Source organism: Rhodococcus sp. DK176, from assembly GCF_038447315.2.
Lineage (GTDB): Bacteria > Actinomycetota > Actinomycetes > Mycobacteriales > Mycobacteriaceae > Rhodococcus_F > Rhodococcus_F jostii_A.
Genome location: NZ_CP118321.2, coordinates 5,902,638 through 5,924,798 on the forward strand (window position 1 = coordinate 5,902,638; position 22,161 = coordinate 5,924,798).

The 22,161-nt window shown below is 59.8% G+C and carries 17 protein-coding genes; 13 read left to right on the forward strand and 4 right to left on the reverse strand.

All coding sequences use genetic code 11. The features are described from left to right. The first annotated feature begins 282 nt into the window (after positions 1–282). On the forward strand, positions 283–1,941 hold the full coding sequence (locus PSR88_RS27550) for a class I adenylate-forming enzyme family protein (RefSeq protein ID WP_029539538.1): 1,659 nt from the start codon (positions 283–285) through the stop codon (positions 1,939–1,941). Continuing rightward, entirely contained in the window at positions 1,854–2,606 is a 753-nt protein-coding gene (locus PSR88_RS27555; protein WP_237724143.1) for a carboxymuconolactone decarboxylase family protein, read from the forward strand. Before PSR88_RS27550 ends, PSR88_RS27555 begins: the two co-directional genes overlap by 88 nt. A gap of 63 nt (positions 2,607–2,669) precedes the next feature. Here the strand turns inward: PSR88_RS27555 and PSR88_RS27560 are convergent, their stop codons facing one another. Together PSR88_RS27560 and PSR88_RS27565 are read right to left on the reverse strand one after the other, a co-directional pair. After that, positions 2,670–4,115 (reverse strand): 3,4-dihydroxy-2-butanone-4-phosphate synthase, encoded by a 1,446-nt coding sequence (locus PSR88_RS27560; protein ID WP_029539537.1) that lies wholly within the window; start codon positions 4,113–4,115, stop codon positions 2,670–2,672. 113 nt (positions 4,116–4,228) lie between these two features. Continuing rightward, a complete protein-coding gene (locus PSR88_RS27565; protein WP_016883616.1) occupies positions 4,229–6,901 on the reverse strand; it encodes a LuxR C-terminal-related transcriptional regulator in 2,673 nt (890 codons plus the stop codon). A gap of 231 nt (positions 6,902–7,132) precedes the next feature. Between PSR88_RS27565 and PSR88_RS27570 the strand changes: the two genes are divergently transcribed. The 3 genes from PSR88_RS27570 to PSR88_RS27580 are packed head-to-tail and all read left to right on the forward strand — an operon-like array spanning position 7,133 to position 9,486. Next, a complete protein-coding gene (locus PSR88_RS27570) occupies positions 7,133–7,534 on the forward strand; it encodes a nuclear transport factor 2 family protein (protein ID WP_016883614.1) in 402 nt (133 codons plus the stop codon). A 60-nt stretch (positions 7,535–7,594) separates the two neighbouring features. Next, on the forward strand, positions 7,595–8,710 hold the full coding sequence (locus PSR88_RS27575) for an LLM class flavin-dependent oxidoreductase (RefSeq protein ID WP_011597602.1): 1,116 nt from the start codon (positions 7,595–7,597) through the stop codon (positions 8,708–8,710). A 26-nt stretch (positions 8,711–8,736) separates the two neighbouring features. Further along, positions 8,737–9,486, forward strand: a complete 750-nt coding sequence (locus PSR88_RS27580) for a glucose 1-dehydrogenase (protein ID WP_016883612.1) — start codon at positions 8,737–8,739, stop codon at positions 9,484–9,486. A 130-nt stretch (positions 9,487–9,616) separates the two neighbouring features. On the opposite strand, the gene PSR88_RS27585 is transcribed toward PSR88_RS27580, so the two are convergent. Continuing rightward, a complete protein-coding gene (locus tag PSR88_RS27585; protein ID WP_016883611.1) occupies positions 9,617–11,425 on the reverse strand; it encodes an MFS transporter in 1,809 nt (602 codons plus the stop codon). Positions 11,426–11,776: 351 nt separating this feature from the next. On the opposite strand from PSR88_RS27585, the gene PSR88_RS27590 reads away from it, so the two are divergent. Then, positions 11,777–12,175 carry a hypothetical protein gene (locus PSR88_RS27590; protein ID WP_016883610.1) on the forward strand — a complete coding sequence of 133 codons (399 nt, stop codon included), beginning with the start codon at positions 11,777–11,779 and terminating at the stop codon, positions 12,173–12,175. Here the strand turns inward: PSR88_RS27590 and PSR88_RS27595 are convergent. Next, complete coding sequence (locus PSR88_RS27595) at positions 12,159–12,662, reverse strand: hypothetical protein (RefSeq protein ID WP_016883609.1); 504 nt, start codon at positions 12,660–12,662, stop codon at positions 12,159–12,161. The two genes, PSR88_RS27590 and PSR88_RS27595, sit on opposite strands and share 17 nt — an antisense overlap. 733 nt (positions 12,663–13,395) lie before the next feature. Here PSR88_RS27595 and PSR88_RS27600 point away from each other — a divergent pair. The 7 genes from PSR88_RS27600 (at position 13,396) to PSR88_RS27630 (ending at position 22,070) form a co-directional block, all read left to right on the forward strand. Then, positions 13,396–14,916 (forward strand): sugar transferase, encoded by a 1,521-nt coding sequence (locus tag PSR88_RS27600; protein WP_016883608.1) that lies wholly within the window; start codon positions 13,396–13,398, stop codon positions 14,914–14,916. A gap of 582 nt (positions 14,917–15,498) precedes the next feature. Then, positions 15,499–16,110, forward strand: a complete 612-nt coding sequence (locus tag PSR88_RS27605) for a glycosyltransferase (RefSeq protein ID WP_157180180.1) — start codon at positions 15,499–15,501, stop codon at positions 16,108–16,110. Next, positions 16,107–17,012: a glycosyltransferase family 2 protein gene (locus tag PSR88_RS27610; protein ID WP_157180179.1), complete on the forward strand. Its 906-nt coding sequence runs from the start codon at positions 16,107–16,109 to the stop codon at positions 17,010–17,012. The genes PSR88_RS27605 and PSR88_RS27610 overlap by 4 nt, the downstream gene beginning before the upstream one ends. A gap of 458 nt (positions 17,013–17,470) precedes the next feature. Further along, entirely contained in the window at positions 17,471–18,112 is a 642-nt protein-coding gene (locus tag PSR88_RS27615; RefSeq protein ID WP_157180178.1) for a glycosyltransferase family 4 protein, read from the forward strand. A 94-nt stretch (positions 18,113–18,206) separates the two neighbouring features. After that, a complete protein-coding gene (locus PSR88_RS27620; RefSeq protein ID WP_157180177.1) occupies positions 18,207–19,472 on the forward strand; it encodes a hypothetical protein in 1,266 nt (421 codons plus the stop codon). Next, entirely contained in the window at positions 19,469–20,971 is a 1,503-nt protein-coding gene (locus PSR88_RS27625) for a lipopolysaccharide biosynthesis protein (protein WP_157180176.1), read from the forward strand. The genes PSR88_RS27620 and PSR88_RS27625 overlap by 4 nt, the downstream gene beginning before the upstream one ends. A gap of 40 nt (positions 20,972–21,011) precedes the next feature. Continuing rightward, positions 21,012–22,070, forward strand: a complete 1,059-nt coding sequence (locus PSR88_RS27630) for a glycosyltransferase family 4 protein (protein ID WP_083853116.1) — start codon at positions 21,012–21,014, stop codon at positions 22,068–22,070. The last annotated feature ends 91 nt before the right edge of the window (positions 22,071–22,161 follow it).

Genomic DNA, 22,161 nt, shown 5'->3' on the forward strand with positions numbered 1-22,161 from the left:
GTCCGATCGATCCGACACATGTCGTGGCGGTCCGCCAGGCGAAATGCTCGCATTGGCGTATTCCCAACGTAGGGTGATCCGGATCACTTTGTCAACTGCAACGTTGACGTTGAAGTTGGGTGTAATCAACACTCATGTAAATCAACTTCAGCGTTGACAGTGTGACGTGAGTCGCTTAGCGTCTACGTCGACACGTTCCCCTGGTGCGCGCGGATCAAGCGCCGCTGATCAAGACAACTTCGGTGGCGCATCCGCTGCCGACGATCGATGATTGAGGACGAGATGACTGACATCGGCGACTGGTGCAACGTCACCCCACTCGGCGACCTGCTGGTGCGCGGTGCCCACCTGTGCCCTGACCGCGACTTGATCGTATTTCCCGAGGCGCGGTTCACGTATGCCCAGGTGCTCGACGGCGCGGTCGCGGTCGCGCGAGGTCTGTTGGCCATGGGCGTCGGGTCCGGTGATCACGTCGCGCTCCTGGCGCCGAACGGTATCGAGTTCGTCGAGGGGCTCTTCGGATCGGCCTTGATCGGGGCGGTAGTCGTACCGCTCAACGCGCGGCACAAAGCGAAGGAGCTCGGCTACATCATCGAGAACGCGGACATCACCGCGTTGCTGACGGTGTCCGGTCCCGACGACTACGTGGACTTCGTGCAGGTGCTGCACGAAGCGCTGCCCTCCTTGGCCGCGGCGGGCTCAGGTGATCTCGATCTTCCCGAAGCACCGCGGCTGCGTCGAGCCGTATTGCTGAAAGGAACCGAACGGCCCGGTTTCACGTCCAGGGCGGCCCTGGATGCGGCAGCAGAGACCGTCGACGCGACTCTCGTGCATCGTCATCGCCGCCGGGTGCGGACGAGGGACATCGCCGCGATCCTGTACACGTCGGGGACCACCGCCAACCCCCGTGGATGCCTGCTCACCCACGAATCGATGACGCGTGGCCCGGTGGAGCGCGCGACCGGCCGCCTCTCGGCAGGAGAGCGCCACATCAGCTGGGCCGGCGGACCACTGTTCCACATCGCTGCGCTGGCCCCCCTCATCGGCGCAATCGGTGCCGGGGGAACGTTCCTGACCGACACGTTCTTCGAACCTGGCCGCGCCATCGAGCTGATCAGGGCCGAACGGCCCACCTGCGTCTGGCCCTGGTTCCCCGCACCGATGCAGATGATGATGGCGCACCCGAAGTTCGACGCAGCGGAGTTCGACTCGATTCGGTACCTGTTCCTGATCGGTCCCCGCGTCCTCATCGAAGAGGTTCAGAATCTGTTCCCGGCCGCCGAGCTCATGGCCGCATGCGGAATGACGGAAACGACCGGCATCTATGCCCTCAGCGAGCCGGACGAGTCGTTCGAGGATCGAAGCGGTGCGCAAGGAAAGGCCGTACCCGGCATCGAGATTCGAATCGTCGATCCGTTCAGTGGTGCCGAGCAGCCGGCCGGGGTTCCCGGTGAGATCTTGATTCGCGGTTACTGCGTGACCGAGGGGTACTACAAGGATCCCGCAAAGACCGCCGAGACGATCGATTCCGACGGCTGGTTGCGGACCGGCGACCTCTACAGCCGTACCGAGTCGGGGTGCCTGGTGTTCCACGGACGGCTCAAGGACATGCTCAAGGTCGGTGGTGAGAACGTCGCGGCCATCGAAGTCGAGTCCTTCCTTTGTGAGCATCCTGCTGTGTTGACGGCCGCCGTCATCGGCCGCCCGGACGACCGGCTCGACGAAGTGCCCGTGGCATTCGTCGAGGTCCGAGAAGGACATCAGCTGACAGAAGCGGAACTGATCGAATTCTGTGACGGCAAGATCGGCCGGTACAAGGTCCCGCGCGCAGTGTTCTTCGTCGAGCCCGGCGAGTGGCCGATGTCGGCGACGAAGATCAACAAGCGCGGACTCAAAGCGCAATTGGCGACGCTGGCCGGCTCGCTGAGTGCAGCCGGATGACCTCCATGACAGTCGAGTTCGACATCGGAGATCTTCGTATGTTGGCCGAAGGGATTTTGAAAGACGTGGACGAGGGCCCAGCCCTCGATGAGCAGACGCGTGTGCTCACCCACATCGCGGTGTGTTCGGCGGCCACGGCGATGGATGTGGCGGGTACCGGCCGCTATATCGAGGAGGCGCTCGATCTGGGTCTCGACGCCACGCAGATCCAGGAGGCGTTGACGGTGGTCTCGGGTCTCGGTGTGCACACGCTGTTCGAGGCGTCCAGGCAGTTGTCGAGTGCCATTCTGCGCAGAGGCGGTGGCGAGGCCGAACCGCTCGATGCTTCGCAGCAGGACTTGTGGGACCGCCACATCGGTACCGATCCGTACTGGCAGCGGATGGAGGACGAGCTTCCGGGATTCTTCGATGCACTGCTGCGGATGTCACCAGAAACGTTCGTCGCGTTCTTCGACTACTGCGCGGTGCCGTGGAAGAGTCGGGCATTACGGGCCGTGACCAAGGAATTGATTTCTCTCGCTGCCGATTCCACTCCCACCCACCGATACAAGCCCGGGTTCCTGTTACACCTGAAGAACGCCCTCGACCTCGGAGCAGGTGCCCGCAGCATCCGCGAAGTTCTCGATATCGCGGCAGCTGCTCCTGAGCACCACGGGGTCGGCTGACTTTTCTCTTTGCACAGGATCGGCCCCGATACGAACTTTCGTATCGGGGCCGATCCGCATTGTTCAGCCGGCGATCAGCGATCGTGTCCGCACCACGTCGGCGGCGAGGGCGGCGACCAGTTCTTCCTTCGACGCAAAGGTCACCTGTCCGCGCATCCACTGGTGGAGGCTCACCTCGAGAGTTGCGTCGTAAAGATCGCCATCGAAGTCAAGCAAGTGTGCCTCGAGCAGTCGAACTCCGGACCTGCCGTAGAACGTCGGGCGCCGGCCTATCGATATCGCAGCGATCGCGGTCGAGCCGTCGGGGAGTGTGCACCGGCCTGCCCACACACCGTCGGCGACCGAATTCGAATCTTCCAGCTCCAGATTCGCAGTTCGGAAGCCAAGCTCTCGTCCGCGTTGATCGCCGTGAACGACCGTACCGACGATGGAAGGATTCTCGAATCCGAACGGCGCCGGAGCGTTACCGCGAGCGAGCGACGCAGAGCCTCCGGCGCTGATGCTCAATCCGATGTGCCACATCATCGTCCGCGACTCCGGTGGAAAATTGCTCAGCGAGGGGGAGTGGTAGCCGCACTCGCGCACCACCTCGGCGAGGTCGCCGTGCGTGTCGGCCGAGATGTAGTTGTTCGGGGCGTATCTCGCCACCACCACGGCTCCGTAGCCGTGTTCGGCCACCTGCGCCAGTGCCACTCCGATCGGGCCGTCCTGACACAGATGCGGTGCGGGATCGCTCTCTTGCTGGAAGCAGACGAGCGGGGTTGTGCCGGCGACTGCCGGTCCGATGGAGTAGGTGAGATATTCCGAGCCCGTGACGTCACTGCGGTAGCCGACGCAGCGAACCGGGCCGTGGACGCTGTCACGCTCGAAGGTGAACTGCGTCAGCATGTGCGGTTCGGCCATTCGCCGATATGTCGCGACGTCATCGATGGACAGGTGTCCGAGTTCGTGTGCACGAGCGAATGTTTCGGCTTCAGCGGAGTCGGCGATAGCTGTCGGATCGAGCTCGGAGACGAGGGCGCTGTAGGCGCAGGTCCGATGCAAACCTGCGACGGACATGAGATCCACGGCAGCTTCCGCTGGTCCGCGGAACTCGAGCACGCCGCCGGGTACGGACCGTGCCGGAAGCACGTGCCCGGGCCGGGTGAACGCGTCGGGGGTGCTCGCCGAGTCGGCGAGTAGGCGCAGTGTGTCCGCCCTGTCGGACGCCGAAATTCCGGTGCCGGGTCCGATTGCATCGATGCTGACCGTGAACTCCGTTCCGGCATGATCTCTGTCCGCGCCGACCATGTTCGGGAGCCCGAGGCGGTCGCAGTCCGCGCCGACCATGGCGGCGCAGACCAGCCCCGAACTGTGGCGAACAAGAAATGCGATCGATTCCACGGTTGCCTTCTCGGCCGGGATCAGGATGTGGGCGTCGCTGGTGGGGGAGTTGCCGGTCAGCACGACTGGACGTCCGGCGCTCATGTCCGACAGCGCTCGTTGCACGCGGGTTGTTGGACCATCCATTGTGGGGAACCTCGCTTCGATATGGACGACTGACGTCTGCACTGTGACGAGCGTCGCAAATTGTGCTCACCGTGTCAACATCAACGTAGACATTGAAAACGGCCTTCGACGCTCTACCCCCTGCGGGATGAAGGATTTGCGAGCGCGGCAGCCACCTGGTGGCGGCGGGGGACACCCAGCTTTCGGAGCACGTGTGCGACGTGCCCCTCGACGGTTCTGACCGACAGGACCAGCCGATCCGCGATCTCCTTGTTGGTGAGCCCGTCCGCAACGCACTGTGCAATGTCCCACTCGCGAGGGGAGAGCCCGACTGCCGGGTACGACGACGACGGCACGGGGCTGTCGGAGAACTCCTCGTCCAGGGCGTAAGCGATGAGTTCGGCCATCGACAACGTGGAGCCGCGACGATGGGATGCGGAGTAGACCGTGTCGCCGAGCGAAGTCCGCGCGCGCGATTCGTACACTTCTCGTCGTTGGACCCAGTGCTGGGATCCGTACAGTTGCATGCCGAACGAATCCCACATGGACGATGCTGCGCCGAGAAGTACGGCTGCACGTTCGCCGGAACCGGTCGCGGCTTCGGCCCACGCGAGAAGGTCTGTGACCAGTGTGGCTCCGACCGTGTCGTCGAAGGCGCGTTTGAGGGCGAGGGCGTCGATCGCAAGGGTGATCGCCTCGTCGTGACGACCGCGCATCAGCGCTACCAAGCCCAGTCCGTACACGGCATACGACAACATCCATTTCTCTCCCGTGGCCGATGCCTGGGTGTGAACGAACTCGAAATGTTCGGCAGCGCGGTCGCTCTCTCCGTTCGAGCTGCACAGCATTCCCATCTCGATGTGGGCGGTCCACATGAGATCGGTGATGCCGGGCAGGCGCTCGTACAGTGCCAACGCCTCCGACAGGTTGTGTTCGCCGGCCTCGAAATCACCGCCGAGGTAGGTGTTGAGGCCTTGCGTCTGCAGAGCGAACGCGAGGGTCGCATCGTCGCCGAGTTCGCGTGCGCCATGCGCGGCAGTGTCGAGTGTCCGAACTGCCTCGACCCGGTCACCCTGCATCGTCTGCAGCACGCCCAGGGTGGCGTAGAGCTGGGGTACGACGTCTTCGGCCAGGTCGGAGAGCGCGAGGAACTCTGTCACCCACATGCGGTGTTCTCGTACCGAAAAGGCCGACGACCATAGAAACCACGTCGCGACGAGGCCAGAGGCAAGGTGCAGCGTCTCGTGGTTCTGGCCCGTCAGCGCCGTCTGCAGTGCGGACCGCAGGTTGGCGCGGTTCTCCCGAAGCCGGTTGCTCGCACTCTCCTGCTCGGCCCCGGTCCATGACCGGCGGGCGGTACGTACCAGCTCGGCGCACCAACGGAGGTGTGCCACCCGTAGCTCGGCCTTCTCGTTGTCGGACAGTTTGCTCGCACCGAAGTGCCGGATCGTTTCGAGCATCTTGAACCGGACATGTCCTTCGCCGGTGGTGCGTTGTAAGACCGACTTCCCGATCAGACCGGCGATGGTATCGAGAATGCTCGCGGCGTCGACAGGGGCTCCAGCGCAGATGCTCTCGGCCATGGCGAGATCGAAGCCTTCGGAGAAGATGGACAATCTCGCCCACAGCACCTGCTCCTGAGTAGTGCAGAGGTCGTAGCTCCACTCGACCGTCGCATGCAGGCTTCGATGTCTGCTCGGCCCGCCACGATTACCCGTCGTCAACAACGCCAGCCGGTCGTCGAGACGTTCTGCGAGATCGTCTACGGACAGCGCGGTCAAACGCGCGCACGCCAGTTCGATGGCCAGCGGCATGCCATCCAGCTGCGTGCACACCCGGCGCACACCGTCCCGGCTCGAATCCGTGATCGAGAATCCGGACAGTGCCGCCGATGCGCGGTTCTCGAACAACTCGATGGCGGCACCGGGCATGTCCGGGTCGCGGTGGTCCGTCGTGGACAGCGGCTCGAGGACGTGCACGTGCTCGTCCGGAATCGACAGCACTTCACGACTCGTGACCAGGATCTTCACGTGTTCGGTGTTTCGTAGAATCAGCGCGACCAATTCGGCGCATGCGCTGACGAGATGCTCGCAATTGTCCAGCACCAGCAACAGGTGCTTGTCGCGGAGCGATTCGAGGAGCGATTCGGTTGCACTTCGTTCCGGTGCGTCCCGCTCGTCGAACCCCAGGACGTCCAGAATGGTCTGGGGGAGCAGGGTTTCGCTTCGCAGTGACGCCAGCTCCACGAAGCGGATTCCATCGGCAAATGCCCGCCGGTACGCGGTTGCGGCCTCTGCTGCGAGTCGGGTCTTGCCGATGCCACCGGGGCCGGTGACGGTGACGAGGCGGCTGTCGCCGAGCAGCACCCGGATTCTGTGGAGTTCTTCGCTGCGGCCGACGAAACTCGTCGAGAAGAGTGGAATATCGGTTGCACTGGACATGCGGGTGCTCGACGTGTGCGTGCCGGACGTTCGCGGCGAACGCTCCTCCTTGATGCGGCGGACCGCGCTCGCCAGAGTATTCCGCGATCCGCTCCATTCCAGTTCCCGATGCAGCTGGGCCACCGTGACGTCGGGGTCTGCGTCGAGCGCCGCGGCGATCCGGGGTCGGAGGGCATCGGCCGACGATCCTGACCGTGGCCGGTGGTCCTGGGGTGGTGCCTCGAATTCGAGGGCGCGGCGCACCGTGTTGCGCGAGATCTTCAATCGCGTCGCGATGCCCGAGATCGATTCGCCGGATTGTCGAAGCTCGACTATCTCGCGCCACTCGTCAGCGTTCACGGTGTCCTCTCTGTTGCACGCGGGCATCTGTGAGCGGTGTCACTGTTCGATCATGTCGCGCCCCGACCGCGTGGTCAAGATCTGACAACACGCGTATTGACCGATTGCAGCGGCGTGCCTCGGCGTGCATATCGGCTCTGAGCTGGTCAGATGCCGGCAGATTCGGGAGGGGTGGGGAATCGAGTATTACTACGGTTTCGCCCCGAGCGCCGCCGGCGGACAGTGATCCAGGTCATAGAGGAAAGAAACGGAGCATCCATGACTACGCCGGAACAGAACATCGACTTGGCCGACAACTTCACAAAGGTCTTCTCCACGGGCGACGTGGAACAAATTCTCGACACTCTCCATCCCGAGGCGACCTACTGGGTCTCGGGACGGATCGACGGGATGTCGGGCAGCTATGACAAGGAAGGTCTCGGCGCGTTGCTCGGCGGGGTCACCTCCGTGTACGAGAACGGCGCGCTCGAAATCACCCCGACTTCGGCAATCGCGCAAGGCGACAAGGTGGCCGTCGAGGCGACGTCGTACGCGAAGTTGAAGAACGGCAAGGTCTATCAGAACGCGTACCACTTCCTGTTCGAGTTTCGCGACGGCAAGATCCTGTCCGTCAAGGAGTACATGGATACCCAGCACGCATACGACATCTTCTATGCCTGACAAGGGGTTTCGTACCGCCACTGGGTAATCGACCACAAGTTAGTTGAAAGGCAGTTCACGATGGCAATGGAAACCGGACTCATCGTCCACCCGTACATGCGCCCTGAGCGGACCGCGCGCCAGACATTCGACTGGTGCGTACAGCAGGCCGTCGAGGCCGATAAGATCGGCTTCGACTCGATCATGTTCTCCGAACACGCTTCACAGCGTTGGGAGAACATCCCCAACCCGGAGCTGATTATCGCAGCAGCCGCACGCCAGACCGAGCGGATCAAGTTCGCGCCGATGGCTCACATCCTTCCCCATCACAATCCGGCGAAGCTCGCGATCATGGTCGGCTGGCTCTCGCAGATTCTCGAGGGTCGGTATTTCCTCGGCGTCGGTGCGGGTGCGTACCCGCAGTCCACGTACATCCACGGCATCAAGAATGGTGAAGACACGCAATTCACCAACGAGATGGTCCGCGAATCGCTCGAGATCATGGAGAAGATCTGGAAGCGTGAACCGTTCTTCTACGAGGGCCGTTTTTGGAATGCGGGCTACCCCGAAGAGTTGCACGGCGAAGAGGGCGACGACCAGCACATGCTCGCGGATCTCAGCCCGTGGGGTGGTGCACCGGAGATCGCGGTGACCGGATTCAGTGCCAAGTCGCCGTCGATGAAGTTTGCGGGCGAGCGCGGATTCCGACCGATGTCGATCTTCTCCGGCCTGGACGCTCTGAAGACGCACTGGGAGACCTACTCTACGGCTGCGGAGGCCAATGGGCACGTCGCGGATCGCGCGCGCTATCACGTGTCCCAGACGGTGTTCGTCGCCGACACGGACAAAGAGGCGAAGCGGCTCGTGATGGAGGGGCCTATCGGATACTGCTTCGAGCGCTACCTCATTCCCATCTGGTGGCGGTTCGGGATGATGGATGGATTCATCAAGGACGCCGGCGCGGACAGGGCCGACGTCGACCTCGAGTGGGTCGTCGACAACGTGTTCTGTGTGGGCTCACCGGACACCGTGGTGGACAAGATCAATACTTTGTTCGAGGCCAGCGGCGGTTGGGGCACCCTGCAGGTCGAATCGCACGACTACTACGACGATCCCGCGCCCTGGTTCAATTCGCTGGCCATGATCCAGAAGGAAGTGGCTCCCAAGATCTCGCTTCCTGTGTCGGTGACGTCGTAGTACTCGGATCGAACGAAGGGACAGAAATGACAAAGCGGTTGGAGGGCAAAGTGGCCCTCATCACCGGCGCATCTCGTGGCATGGGTGAGTCGCACGCGAAGACTTTCGTCGAGCACGGGGCGAAGGTCGTACTGGCGGACATCACGGACCACGCAGGGGAGCTACTTGCCAAGGAGCTGGGGGAGAATGCAGTCTTTGTGCATCACGATGTCACGCAACTCGATTCATGGACCAATGCCGTCGAACGGAGTGTGAAGGCGTTCGGCGAGATCAATGTGCTGGTGAACAATGCAGGGGTTCTCGGCCCGCTGGCCACGACGGCAGAGCTTACCGAGGGCGACTACCGGAAGGTGTGCAGTATCAACCAGGACGGTGTGTTCTTCGGGATGAAAGCCGTTCTGCCCTCCATGGAACGAGCCGGTATCGGCTCCATCGTCAACATCTCGTCGATCGCCGGCATGGCCGCGAACTACGGGTTCCCCAGTTTGGCGTACGTCGCAAGCAAGTTCGCAGTCCGCGGCATGACGAAAGCGACAGCCGTCGAATACGGACCCAAGAACATTCGCGTCAATTCCGTGCACCCTGGGTTCATCCAGACTCCGATGATGGTGGAGGCCACCAACGAAGAGGGCGGCGACGCCTTGGCTCAGATTCCCCTCGGTCGCATCGCAGATCCGCAGGAGGTGTCCAACCTCGTTCTGTTCCTCGCGTCGGACGAATCCTCCTACATCACCGGATCGGAGCATCTGGTCGACGCAGGCATGCTCGCGCAGTAGGCGCTGAGCCCAAGGTTGTGGAAGGTCTTCAACGGGACCTTCCACAACCTGGGGTGGCAATCGGAGGGTCTTGTTCGGCATCCGATTCGGCGGCCATGTGAGGTTCGGTGAATCCACGTCCAGGGTCTGGTCAGTTCGTCCGGTCGTGGACGAGTTCGCTCGGGCCGATTCCGGCTTCGCCGGCGATTCCGGCGAGTTCCGCGCCGACCGACTCGTGCGGCTCGTCGGTCGTGGGCTTCTTCTGCGGGCCGGTGAGCAGCGAGGCGATTCCGCCGATCACGCACGCGACGATCGCGAAGGCGAACGCCATGGCCAGGCCGTCGGCGAACGGGCCGGAAATCAGCTGGGGAAAGAAGTCCAGGCCGGTCAGGTGCGCCTGTTGCTGCTCGGTGAGCGAGGACAGTTGGGGTCCGAGCAGTTCCTGGATCGGGTTGACGCCGAGGAACGCGGCGAACAGCACGGCCACGGCGGGGAGATTCGCGATCTGGGTGGCCTGCGCCGCGGATACCCCGTTCGCCATCAGTCCGTCGCTCATCGCGGCCGGAAGGTTGGAGCTGAGTCCGGCGATCATCAGACTGAAGAAGAATCCGATCGACAGCACCATCGCCGCGTTCTGGAACGTCGTCATCATGCCCGCGCCGACGCCGCGCGCGTCGGCGGGAAGGCTGTTCATCACCTCGGCCCGGTTCGGCGCGGAGAACATCCCCATTCCGACGCCGTTGATCAACAGCGTCACGGCGAATGCCCAGTAGTCGAAGTCGACCGGCAGGGCGATCAGCAGACCGAACGTGGCCGCGGTGATGAACATGCCGGTGCTGGTGAACCACTTGGTGCCGAACCGGTCGGAGATGACCCCGGATACCGGTGCCGACAACAGGAACCCGATGGTCATCGGCAGCATGTAGATGCCCGCCCACAGCGGGGTGCGGCTGTAGTCGTAGCCGTGCTGCGGCAGCCAGATGCCCTGGAGCCAGATGATCAGGATGAACTGCAGACCGCCGCGGCCCAGTGACGCGACCAGATTGGCGATGTTGCCCCAGGTGAACGACTTGATCTGGAACAGATGCAGGTTGAAGAGGGGATTCGCGACCTTGGTCTCGATGACGCAGAAGATCGCGAGGACTGCGAGACCGCCGACGAGGCACCAGAGCACCAGCGGGCTGCCCCAGCCCATCGACGAGGAGCCGTACGGCTGGATTCCGTAGGTGATGCCGACCAGCACGGCGATCAATCCGACGGCGAACGTGATGTTGCCCCACCAGTCGATGTCGGCATGCCGGCGGACGCCGGTGTCGCGGAGTTTGAGATAGGCCCAGATCGTGCCGACCACGCCGAAGGGAACCGACACGAGGAAGATCAGATTCCAGTGGATCGGCGCGAGGATGCCGCCGATGAGCAGGCCGAGGAAGGATCCGGCGATCGCGGCGACACCGTTGATCCCGAGCGCGAGTCCGCGCTGATCGGCGGGGAAGGCGTCGGTGAGGATCGCCGACGAGTTCGCCATCAGGAACGCTCCGCCCACGCCCTGCACGACGCGCCATCCGATGAGCCACAGCGCCGCCTCGGTCCCGTCGAACCACGTCACTGCCAGGAAGATCGAGGCGATCGTGAACACCGCGAAGCCCATGTTGTACATCCGGGCGCGGCCGAACATGTCGCCGAGCCGCCCGAAACTGACGACCAGCACCGCGGTGACGACGAGGAAGCCCATCATCATCCACAGCAGGTAGCTCGTGTTGCCGGGTTCGAGTGGGTTGAGGTGGATGCCCTTGAAAATGTCAGGGAGCGCGATCAGCACGATCGACGAGTTGATCGTCGCCACCAGCATGCCGAGGGTGGTGTTCGACAACGCAATCCACTTGTAGTGCGGGCCGAGTTCGTCGAGTGTCCGGGTGCCGTCACCGTTCGAAACGGCGGGTTCCTGCGTGTGCGAGACCAAGGAATTTCACCTCTCGGGTTTTCATAGTTTTCAAAAGTAAGTAATCGGAAGGCAAAGTATTCCGTTGTCGAGTGTTCTGTGTGGTGGGGCATTCGGCCGACCGCGGCATCCCCTAATCGGAAATGCCCGGTTTGTCCGTTATGTCGCTGTCGCTCAACCGGTTCCGTCGAGACGGTCGATCAGGTTTGTGATGATACGACGTCTCGTTCCACCCCGCACCCCAGGCGCTGTGGCCTGATCGGGGGACAGTCGAATCATCCCATTCAAGGCCCGATCGGGGGACAATCCGGGCGCCCGATACGCGACAGGATGACTCTCATGCGAGTCGGACGCAGGAACAGGACGAGGTAGATGTCGACGATTGCGAGCACGACGTTGGCTGAGGTGGCGTCCGAGTGGTGCACCGAGGCGGAGATTCAGGTGCAGTCATCGGCTGTCGCGGCCGGGCGGAATGTCACGCGGAGTGTGCTGTTCATCGGCAACCCGTCCACCGTCACCGAGGTGACGCACTGGGCCGCCGTGCGGCACTGGACGGTGGAGCAGGGGCTGAAACCCGTACGCGAACTCCAGGCTGATGTGCTGTGCGCGATCGTCACCGAGGCCGTCGCCGACGGCACCTGTCCGTCGGCGGATGCGGCGGTCGTGCAGCGCGTGCGCGCCCGCGGCCTGGACTGCATCCCCGTCTACGACATCGAGCCGTGGGGGACGGCCCGGCTGTCCGGTGCGCTGCCGCCTACGTCGGCTCCGTGAGTGCGCGTTGGGCCGCGGGCCAGAACTCGAATCCTGCAGTCATCAGCCCGCCGAGCCCGATGATGATCACCGCGGCGTCGACGCTGGTCCGCCCCTCCTTCGCCCAGTAGACGTCTTCCAGATCCAGCAGCAACGCCAACTCGTCGACGATGAGCGCGGTGCCGACGCCGTACGAGATGGGCACGGTCGGATGGCGACGTTGCTTCTCGGAGCCACGTACCGCCACCGCCCCGACCCCGGCCAGCGCCACGATGCCGAGGTTGTAATGGTGGAAATGACGGCCGTGCAGACTCAGCCCACCGCCGGCCGGTCCGTGCCCGCGCCTGATCCAATGAGTCAGCGCCCGCACCCCCGCGAACGTCAGCGTGAACGCGCCCCACGACACCACCGCTGACTGCTCACTCGGATCGAGCTTCCGCCGCCACGCGGCACGCAGACGGCGCCAGCGGCTGCGGTGGGGTGCATCGTCGAGCGGGTGACTGGTCACGGCGTCAATCGTGCCATTGACGCGCTCGGTCTATCCGCAAATCGGCCAGTGAGCGTTGGACAGATGACGATGCGCAATCGGAATTGAAACGCCGCCCCGGTAAAACAGTTCTCGCGGTGCCCGCCCTCCACGTCGGAGGGCGGGCACTCTTTCGCTACGTATTGACGCTGCCGAAATTCAGCGCATGCACCAGTTCTGAGCCGAACGAGAAAAGCATTCCCCAGGGGGTATTCCAAATGCTGTCTCTATCCACGTGAACACTCCTTTGATCGTGATGGTTCGGCGCCGATCGTAGAGCGGCCTATCAAGGCGCCTACGCGGTGGCACCACAAGACCATTCACGCAAATGACAGACCGCCGCTAGTGATGGTGGGGAATGCGGTCCGCCGCGACCGCGACCGCGACGCCACATTGACCTGACTATCGAGTAGGGTTCGGCAAAATACCGGAACTTGTTTCGCGACGCCAGGACCTTAGTCCCTATTCACGGGGCCCCACGTGGTGTAGATCGCGTCATTCATTCGATCTATAGCCCCATTACCTGCACAGGAACCTGTTCTCGCCGTTCAAATCTCGTGGCTGTGACTCTCGCCACTCCGGTTGTAACGAAGTTGGTTGAAGGTGCGATCATCATCTCGGCAGCAATACAGGGGGGCGGTCGTCAGTCACCGCCAACAGTCGCAAGACAGCAGCGCTTGCCGGCTTATTGGTTCTCAGGTGGAAGGCAACGAATGTGACCGCATTCGATGTTCCGCTCGGCCCCGCATCGGGTGCACCGGGCGCGACAACGGTCTCTTCGGAGACAGGACGACTCGGGAGTCGTCGAGAGTGGCAGGCGGCGTACATCCGGCGTCTGTTGATCTCCGACACCCTGGTGGTGATCGCTGCTGTCGCGTTGGCCCAGTGGATTCGCTTCGGCGACAGTGGTGTTCTGACGACTGGCCAAGCCATCCACAACCTGAGCTACACGCTGGTGTCGGCCCTGCTGGTGGTCGCGTGGCTGGTGACGTTGGTGATCTTCCGGACCCGCACCATTCGGGTCATCGGTAGTGGTCCCGACGAGTATCGCCGGATCTTCGTATCGACGGTGCGCCTCTTCGGATTCATCGCGATCCTGGCACTTCTCTTCAGACTCGACCTGGCCCGCCTCTACCTGGCGATCGCGTTCCCCGTGGGCCTAGTTGCCCTGATGGTGAACCGCTGGGTGTGGCGCCAGGTGATCACGCGCAAGCGTTCGCGTGGAGAATTTCAGACGTCCGTCCTGGTGGTCGGCGGTGAGCGCTCGGTGCGGAATCTCGCCGAATCCTTCTCCCGCGGCACTGCTGACGGATACCAAGTTGTCGGCGTGTGCATTCCGGGGCACACCGGCAAATATGGCGACAAGATCACCGTGAACGGGCGGGAGATTCCAGTACTCGGCGACGAGCAGGACGTGGTGGAGTCGCTGGAGTTCTGCCAGGCGGACACAGTGGCTGTAACGGCGACCGAGCATCTCGGCCACGACGGAATGCGGGACCTGGCGTGGGCGCTGGAGCCGCACCACGTCGACCTCGTGGTTGCTCCAGGGATGATGGACGTGTCGGGCCCCCGACTCTCGATGCGACCCGTCGCCGGCCTTCCGCTGATCCACGTGGAGAAGCCGCAGTACCACGGTGCGCAGCGGTTCTCGAAACTGTCGTTCGACTTTGTGTTCGCGACTCTCGCGTTGATTCTGATCAGCCCGGTTCTGTTGGCGGTCGCAATCGCGATCAAGCTGACCAGTAAAGGGCCCGTCTTCTATAAGTCGGAGCGGATGGGCTTGGACGGCAGGCCATTCCCGATGCTCAAGTTCCGCAGCATGGTAGTGGACGCCGACAAGCAGGTGGCCTCGCTGATGAAGGCAAACGAAGGTGCCGGCGTTCTGTTCAAGATGCGTGAGGACCCGCGGGTTACGAAGGTCGGCCGCTTCATGCGCAAGTTCAGCATCGACGAGCTGCCGCAGTTCATCAACGTTCTGCGACGCGAGATGAGCGTCGTCGGTCCCAGGCCGCCGCTGCGCCGCGAGGTGGAGGCCTACGACGGCACCGTGAGGCGCCGGCTGCTCGTGAAGCCTGGTGTCACCGGGCTGTGGCAGGTGAGCGGACGTTCCGATCTTTCGTGGGAGGAGACTGTGCGACTGGATCTCTCTTATGTGGAGAACTGGTCGATGGTGGGGGATCTCTTAATTGTAGGAAAGACGCTGAGGGCGGTCCTTGCGGGCCACGGCGCGTACTGACGGATGCAACCAGTAGGAAAACAGTATGTGGAAGGCGTTAATGTGGGTAATCCGATAGCTTCCGCGGGCGCAAATGATTTAGTGCACACGAATCAGTTTGCGAGATGGTCAAACTGGACGGTAGTCCACGACTTCGCGTTCACGTACGGCGGAGCTGAGCGCGTCACTTGCGATATCCAGCGTGCGATTGGATCTCGGAACCCAATCCGGTATTTGGCCGGGAACCCTGCCGTGATGAATGCACTCTCAGAGCACCACGCCCCAGTCCTTGATCTCCCCCTCAACGAGAGAACCTACCGCCTGATTGCGCCCCTATATGGCGACATTCTGAAACGGCAGAGCCCAATCGACGGCAACATTGTCGCGTCGTCCTACTCATTTGCGCACCATGTGCGCGTCTCCGGAACCAAGGTCGTGTACTGCCACACTCCATTCCGCCAGGCATGGAGTGGCCAAAGAGACTATTCCGTGGGAGGCGATCTTGCCGCACGGTTAGCTACCCGGGTCTTTGGTGCACGATGGCGACGGCAGGACCGATCGGTCGCACGCCGAAATCCCCACTTCATTGCGACAAGCAGAGCCGTGGCAGCAAGGATTCAAGATTACTATGGCTTTTCAGCGCTTGCGATAGTGGCGCCCGCCTACGCCGATGAGATTTACACTGTCGATTCGGAATCCCAAAGATCTGACGCATACCTCTGGGTTGGTCGAATCGTCGAACCCTACAAAAGGCTCAGTTTGCTGATTGAGTATTTCAAAAGGAATCCACGAAAGACACTCCTCGTCGCGGGAGACGGCCGCGATAGGCGGAAGCTTGAGCGGCATGCGAGTAAGAACGTTAAATTTTTGGGTTGGCAGAATGAAGAGGAGCTCGCCGCGCTGTACCGTTCAACGAACGCTCTAATCTTCCCAAGCGAGGACGATTTCGGTATCACGGCACTTGAGGCTATGGCGTGCGGACTTCCTGTCGTTGCCTACGGGGCAGGAGGGGCGCTCGACACCGTTGTAGAGGGCGAATCTGGCGTTTTCTTCCCAGATCCCACAGTCGAGTCGCTTCACGCTGCAATACAAAAGTTCGAATCAGTTACCTGGCACAACATTGCAATCGCAAAGTCGATTGTTGAAAAGTTCGGACGTCGGCGTTTCGATGTAGAAATCCGCGAGGTTCTTGAATCGTTGGACGTTCGAGGGTGAGCGTCGAACAGGTGAGGGACTATGTAGCTGTCATCATTCACTATAAGGCGGCGATTCAGGTAAGTCGTCTAATAACGAACTTGAGTGACGTTGCCTGTCCGCCAAAGAAGATCGTGGTCATCGACAATAGCGAAGATCTCGACATCGAAGTACTGTACTCCCCGCGTGTGAACATTCCGGTCGAGGTCATTCCACTTCCGAATCCCGGTTACGCCGCGGCTGTGAACAGGGCTCGGCTCGAGGTCGAGCGACACACAGAGTTCCTATTAGTCCTAACTCAAGAGGTCGTTCTTGAGTCCGAAACTATTTGTCGGCTTTTTTCGAGTATCAGCAATGATGATCGAGTGTCACTCGTCGGCCCCCTTCTATATAGAAACTCAAACATAGAGAGTCTATTTTCCGCCGGCGGAATTTTGACCTCCGGCGGTGAAACCATTCACTTGGAACATCGTCTACTTGACGCAGACTACGACGTGGAATGGGTGGATGGGGCGGTAATGCTAATGCGCACCGCGGTTCTTGACGAGATCGGAGGACTCGACGAAAAATACTTCCTCTACTTTGAAGAGGTTGACCTTGCCTATCGGATGAGGGAATTAGGGTACAAGGTGATCGTGAATCCGCAGGCGCGCGCGTATCAGGAACCTGGGGACTACACGGCATATCTGCGATTTCGCAACCACATATTATTTGCGCGAAGTCGATTCACGGTATTCCGGGTTGTACTCGCAATCCTTGCGAAGTTCATTCGAGCCATACCTGGTTGGATAGTTCGTCGCAACTTCTTGGGTCCGGTGTGGTCGGTTAGGGGTGTCTTAGATGGAATACGTAGTGTGGTTGGAAGGCCCCCGCCAGACCCCTTTTCGCAAGTCCACCGGAATAGGAATCGGATACTCAATTGAAACGCGTGTGCTTCGTCCTTGCTAAAAATCCGGCTGAGTTCCATGGGGGTGACACGACGATCAGTAAACTTATGATGAGGATCGCGGCTGATTCATTCCAGGTTGACGCTATCTCGCTGACGCAGTCGAAGGGATTGCTCGGTCCTCGGGGCGACTTATATGGCGTTGCAAAGCCGCCCGTAAACCATCTCAGTATCAGCGCGAGATCGCTCGGTCGGCTTAAGAGTCCCATTCATGTGCGGTTCGACACACCGAGTCTTCGAAGCTGGATTGGGGAAGCAGAGCGCGACATCTACATTGCAGAGCACTCTTACATGGCAGAATCGGTATTGGCATTTCCGGAGTTGCATGACAAGCTTTGGGTGAATACGCACGTGTCGGAGTCCGATGTAGCGAGAGCAAGTGGAAACTTGATGAAGCGAGGTCTTGCTCGGAGCATATTGCGCGATGAGATTCGAGTGGCGAAGAACGCGCGCCGGACAGCTTGCTTCGATCGTCAGGAACTGGAGCGATACATCCGGCACGGAGTTAACCGAGTCGACCTTCTGAACCTGACGTTGCCACCGGATGTAAAAGCTGACGTTAAGGCATCTGGACGGACGATGCTATTCATCGGGGACCAGACATGGTGGCCGAATTATGAAGCCGTCGCCAGGCTCGTCCGCCTGTGGCCCAGTGTGACTGCGCGAGTGCCCGGTGCGCGACTCAACATCATAGGAAAGATGAATCCGCGCGCGAAGTGGAAAAGCGTTGAGGGGATAAAGCACTGGGGATTTGTCGATGACCTGTCCCCATTCCTTTCCCAATCGAGAGCGATGATTGCACCCATATCCACGGGAGGTGGAGTCCGGGTCAAGCTGCTCGAGGCGTGTAGTAGGGGCCTGCCGGTAGTAGCCACGCAAGCCGCCATTGGGTCATTGGACGAAGTTCTCGGTTTGCCGGTGAGCTCGAACGATGATGACCTCGTTGATGAAAGCGTCCGCATGTTGCTCGACCCGGCATATGCAGCCGAGCGCGGCGACGAGATATACGACACTAACTCTGGCTATTGGAGGACATCTGGGCCCCACAATGCCGTAGCGAGCTGGCTCAGTGCGTAATGTATTGTGGACTTTCACCCTGGTCGGTGTTATCGCCGCCGGGTGGACCGCCGCTTGGAGTAACAGAATAGGACTTGTCACCCTAATCCTATCCATGCTCTTCTTGGTCTCGATTCATGTGGTCCTGGCCGACTTTCAAAAATCGGCCCTACTTGTATCAACGATGAGTTGTGCAGGTATTGTGATCGCCCCAAACTTCGGCGCACCATTTTTGCTTAAGCTCGCGTTACCGGTAACCTGCATCCTGCTAACTGCGGTCCTCGTATTCCGACGCGACTTCCTTAGATTGAAGAAAAGCCAACCCACAAAATATTTGCTGTTCTTCCTGACGTACGCCGCGCTCGTTACATTCGCATACGGGGCACTCGAATCGGTATATGCTCTCTTGCTTCAAGTGTTCACTCTATTGCCGTTGGTAGTACTGCTACCTTCTCTTTCTAGGGAGAAGCTCCGATCGGTCACTCTCGTCATTGTGGCATTGGGGTGTGTGCAGGCAACTCTCGCGATTCTCGAAGTGATGGGCCACATTCAACCACTTTGGGGTCTGCTGGGAGGGCCGATCCCTCAATGGGGATTGGAGAATAGTCTCCTCCCGAATGCCGACACACGCGGGATTGGAACCGTAGCGCATCCCCTTCCACTTGGCATGTTCTGTGCTTTCTGTTGCGCGTTGATCCTAGCAGCGGGGTATCTTCGGAGGATGACGGTGGTATCGATCATTGTCCTCCTATTCGCTGGAATCTTCGCCTCAGGAACAAGAAGTGCATTACTTGTCGCTGCACTGATCCTCGCGTTCCATTTCTGTAGGTCTGGCAATAGATTTTTTATCGTTCGTGCGTCCGTGATATTTCTGGCAACCTCGGCATTCGCATTATTGTTCGATGTTGTTGCGATAGTAGGGCTAGCTGAAGTTCAGGGCTCACTTTCGCTCACGCACCGATTGGAGTCACTAAATTCTATTCCCGCGGTAATGTCGGGCAGCCTACTGCGAATTACCTTTGGTACTGATCCGGCCTTGATCAGCTCTCTGTCCGCCTTCGATTATCTTAGATCAAGCGGGATAGAGGCGATCGATAACCAGTGGATTACGCTCGTGCTTAAGTTTGGCATGGTAGGCATGGGTCTGATCGCTCTCACGCTGTTTTCGCTGTTTCGTGGCGGTACCTGGGCGCACCGCGCATGTGCTGTGGCGTTCGTGGTTGCCGGTTGGTCGTTTGACGAGCTCTCATGGAATATCGTACTGATGATCCTAGTAGTTGTAGCACAGGAACAATTCGGAGGTGCAAGGAAGGTAGTTGAGAACCGGCTCGATCCGTATTCGAATCGGTACTACACCGCTTCCGCGGAGGCTCATCGGTGAAAACAGGAAGTGCTGCGGGTGGTGTTGTTAGTAGCGCATTTGCCGGAATCGCCTTGATGGCGGCTGGATTGCTGCTAATTCCTCTAATAATTAGAACTGTGGGTGCGGACGCGTATGGTGTTTGGCTGACGCTCAGCGTTGTGGCAACATATTTGTATTACTCAGATCTGGGTATTGGAACAGCAATCGTTCACTTCGGATCGCAGGCTCGATCGAGTATAGGTGGATTCAACCCGTCAGAATTGCTGTCTTCAGGTCTCGCATGGGTCACTGCAGTCGTTCTAGTCGTTGCGCCGGCGTACGTGGCGGGCACCATCTGGATTCTTGATTCGAAGTTCGATGCTGCAGGGATCTCCCGCGAAGACGGTCTAGTTCTAATCGGAATCGGTACAGTTCTGCTCTCCTCAATGGTACTGAAGCCTTTTGAGTCCGCGCTTATCGGCGCTGGCTACATGACGTACGAACGCCGGAATCAAATAGCCGGGGCCGGTATGCGGATCGTTGGCACCTGCATAGCGTGTCTGCTAATGAGAGACATCGTGGCAGTTGCAGTTGCTGAGACCGTGGCACTTATGACGCCTTCGGTCCTGTCCGCTTTTCTGGTTGTAAGAAACCGTGTTGCCTACGGTCGTGTGCTTTTGGTGAGTCATCGCGTGCTGCGTCATATGTTCAGCTACAGTCTTCGGGCATTCGCGATGGGAGCCACTGGATCCTTGATTCTTCAAGCTGGCACTCTGATTACTTCGATTGTGGGTTCGCCTGCGGACGTGACCTACTTCAATGCTGCGTTCCGAATCTACGGGAGCGTCCGTCAAATAATTACCTGGGTGACGGAGCCTTCGCGATCCGTAATGAGCAGGCTTTGGATTACGAGCACCGTTCGGGCGCGCGAGTACCTTGTGAGCTACGTTCTTGTCGCAACGTTGGGAGCAGTACTTGGGTGTTTAGCGTTGATTGTTTCCGCGGATTCGATTGTCCGTATTTGGTTGGGTCCCGAGGTCCCCGTGGCGGAGATCTCTGCGGCTCTCATTATCCTGCTCTTGGGTCTGCTGCTTAGTAGTATGCATATTCCGTTGATTCCGGCCTTGGATGGCATTGGCCGGCCCGGTAGACTGCTACCCTTGCAGGTTTTATGGCTGCTCCTATTTATTTTGATCGGTGTTCCAGCAGGTTATCGTTTCGGAATTGTAGGCGTAGCATTTGGGCTGAGCGCACCCTTGATCGTACTAGAACCACTTTATTGGCGTCGTGCGAGCGTCGATCTTGATCTTAGCTTTCGTAGATGGAGGCAGGAGGTTATTGCACCAGTATGCACAATTACGGCCGGAGGCGCACTGGGAGCTGTTGTTACAAAAATTGTCGGAATTCTGTTTCAGATTCAGATTCCAAGTTTTGTGCTGGGTATCTCGTTCTTGGTAATGGCGGGAGCAAGTGCTCTGCTGTTTCAGCGCAGGTTTAAGGTGGACCGCATCGCTAAAGTGATGCGTACGGGTCTTTGAGCAAGAAAGATGCGCTACGGGAAGGGAGCTGGTTTTGTTGATGGATCATGGTGGGCAAGAAACTCTTGAAGTCGCTTTTGCGCGCGCAAACGGTGTTGCGGCGTGGAAGAGTCGCTCTTGCAAAAGTGATGTACCTGACGAATGGCCATATGGGTTAAATCGGTTGGCAATGCATTTCGATGATGTGCGTGCCGCCGATTTGGATCGCGCGAGTGTTTGGTCTCTTGCGCTGTCGTTGTCGAGATTGCGTTCGTTTCAACGAAAGAGTGTCGATGTTTCGATCGCTTGGGATGAGCGGGCGGCAGTCAGAATGGTCAATCGCAGAGCCGCCACGCGCATGTTATGCGGCGTTATTTGGGCGACGGACGAAGTGTGCCGTGGAGAGCGGAAGTTTGAAAACCGTTTTGTTAAGAAGATTTTAAGACAAATGGATGGTGTGTGGTGTCTATCACGTGCACAGTTGCCGGTGGTTGCTGATTGGCTGGGACGCGGCGGTCCGGCCGTTTGTTATCTGCCCTTCGGCATCGACGAGACATTTTACACTTATGTTCCGTACCCTACGGGTCGATCTCCTATCATTGTCAGTTTCGGTATCGATCGCGATCGTGATCCTGAGACACTATTCGAATCTTTGGACCTGGTTATTAAGCATCGGCCCGATGTTCGCGCACTTGTGCAAACCGACTCTGAACTAACTGCGCCTACTGGGGTTAAGAAGATCGGTAGAGTCTCGCATCGAGACGTGCATCGAATGTATGGGGAGTCAGCGTTGGCAATGGTGGCGACTCGTCAGAACCTGCATGCTTCAGGTTTGACTGTCACTTTGGAGGCTATGTCCACCGGTCGCCCGGTGGTTATCTCGGGAACGCCCGGTCTTGAGGACTATGTTGAGAATGGAGTTAGTGGGTACCTGGTCGAGCCCGAATGTCCGGAGGGGATGGCGCGTGCAGCTCTCTCCGTACTTGGCAACCCCGAAGTTGCGATCGAGATGGGACGCGCGGGACGTCTTCGCGTTGAGAAGAATTTTACAACGGCACTTATGTCCAGACATATTGCCGACATGGTATCGAGTCTAAACGGTGTGGCGAGCATTGCTTAGTGAAGGTGCTCAGATCGGGTCCTTTTTCTAGGAATTTGTGCTAGTAACCCAAAGGCTTGTCCGCACTGGCGCTCGCACTACCTTTAATGTG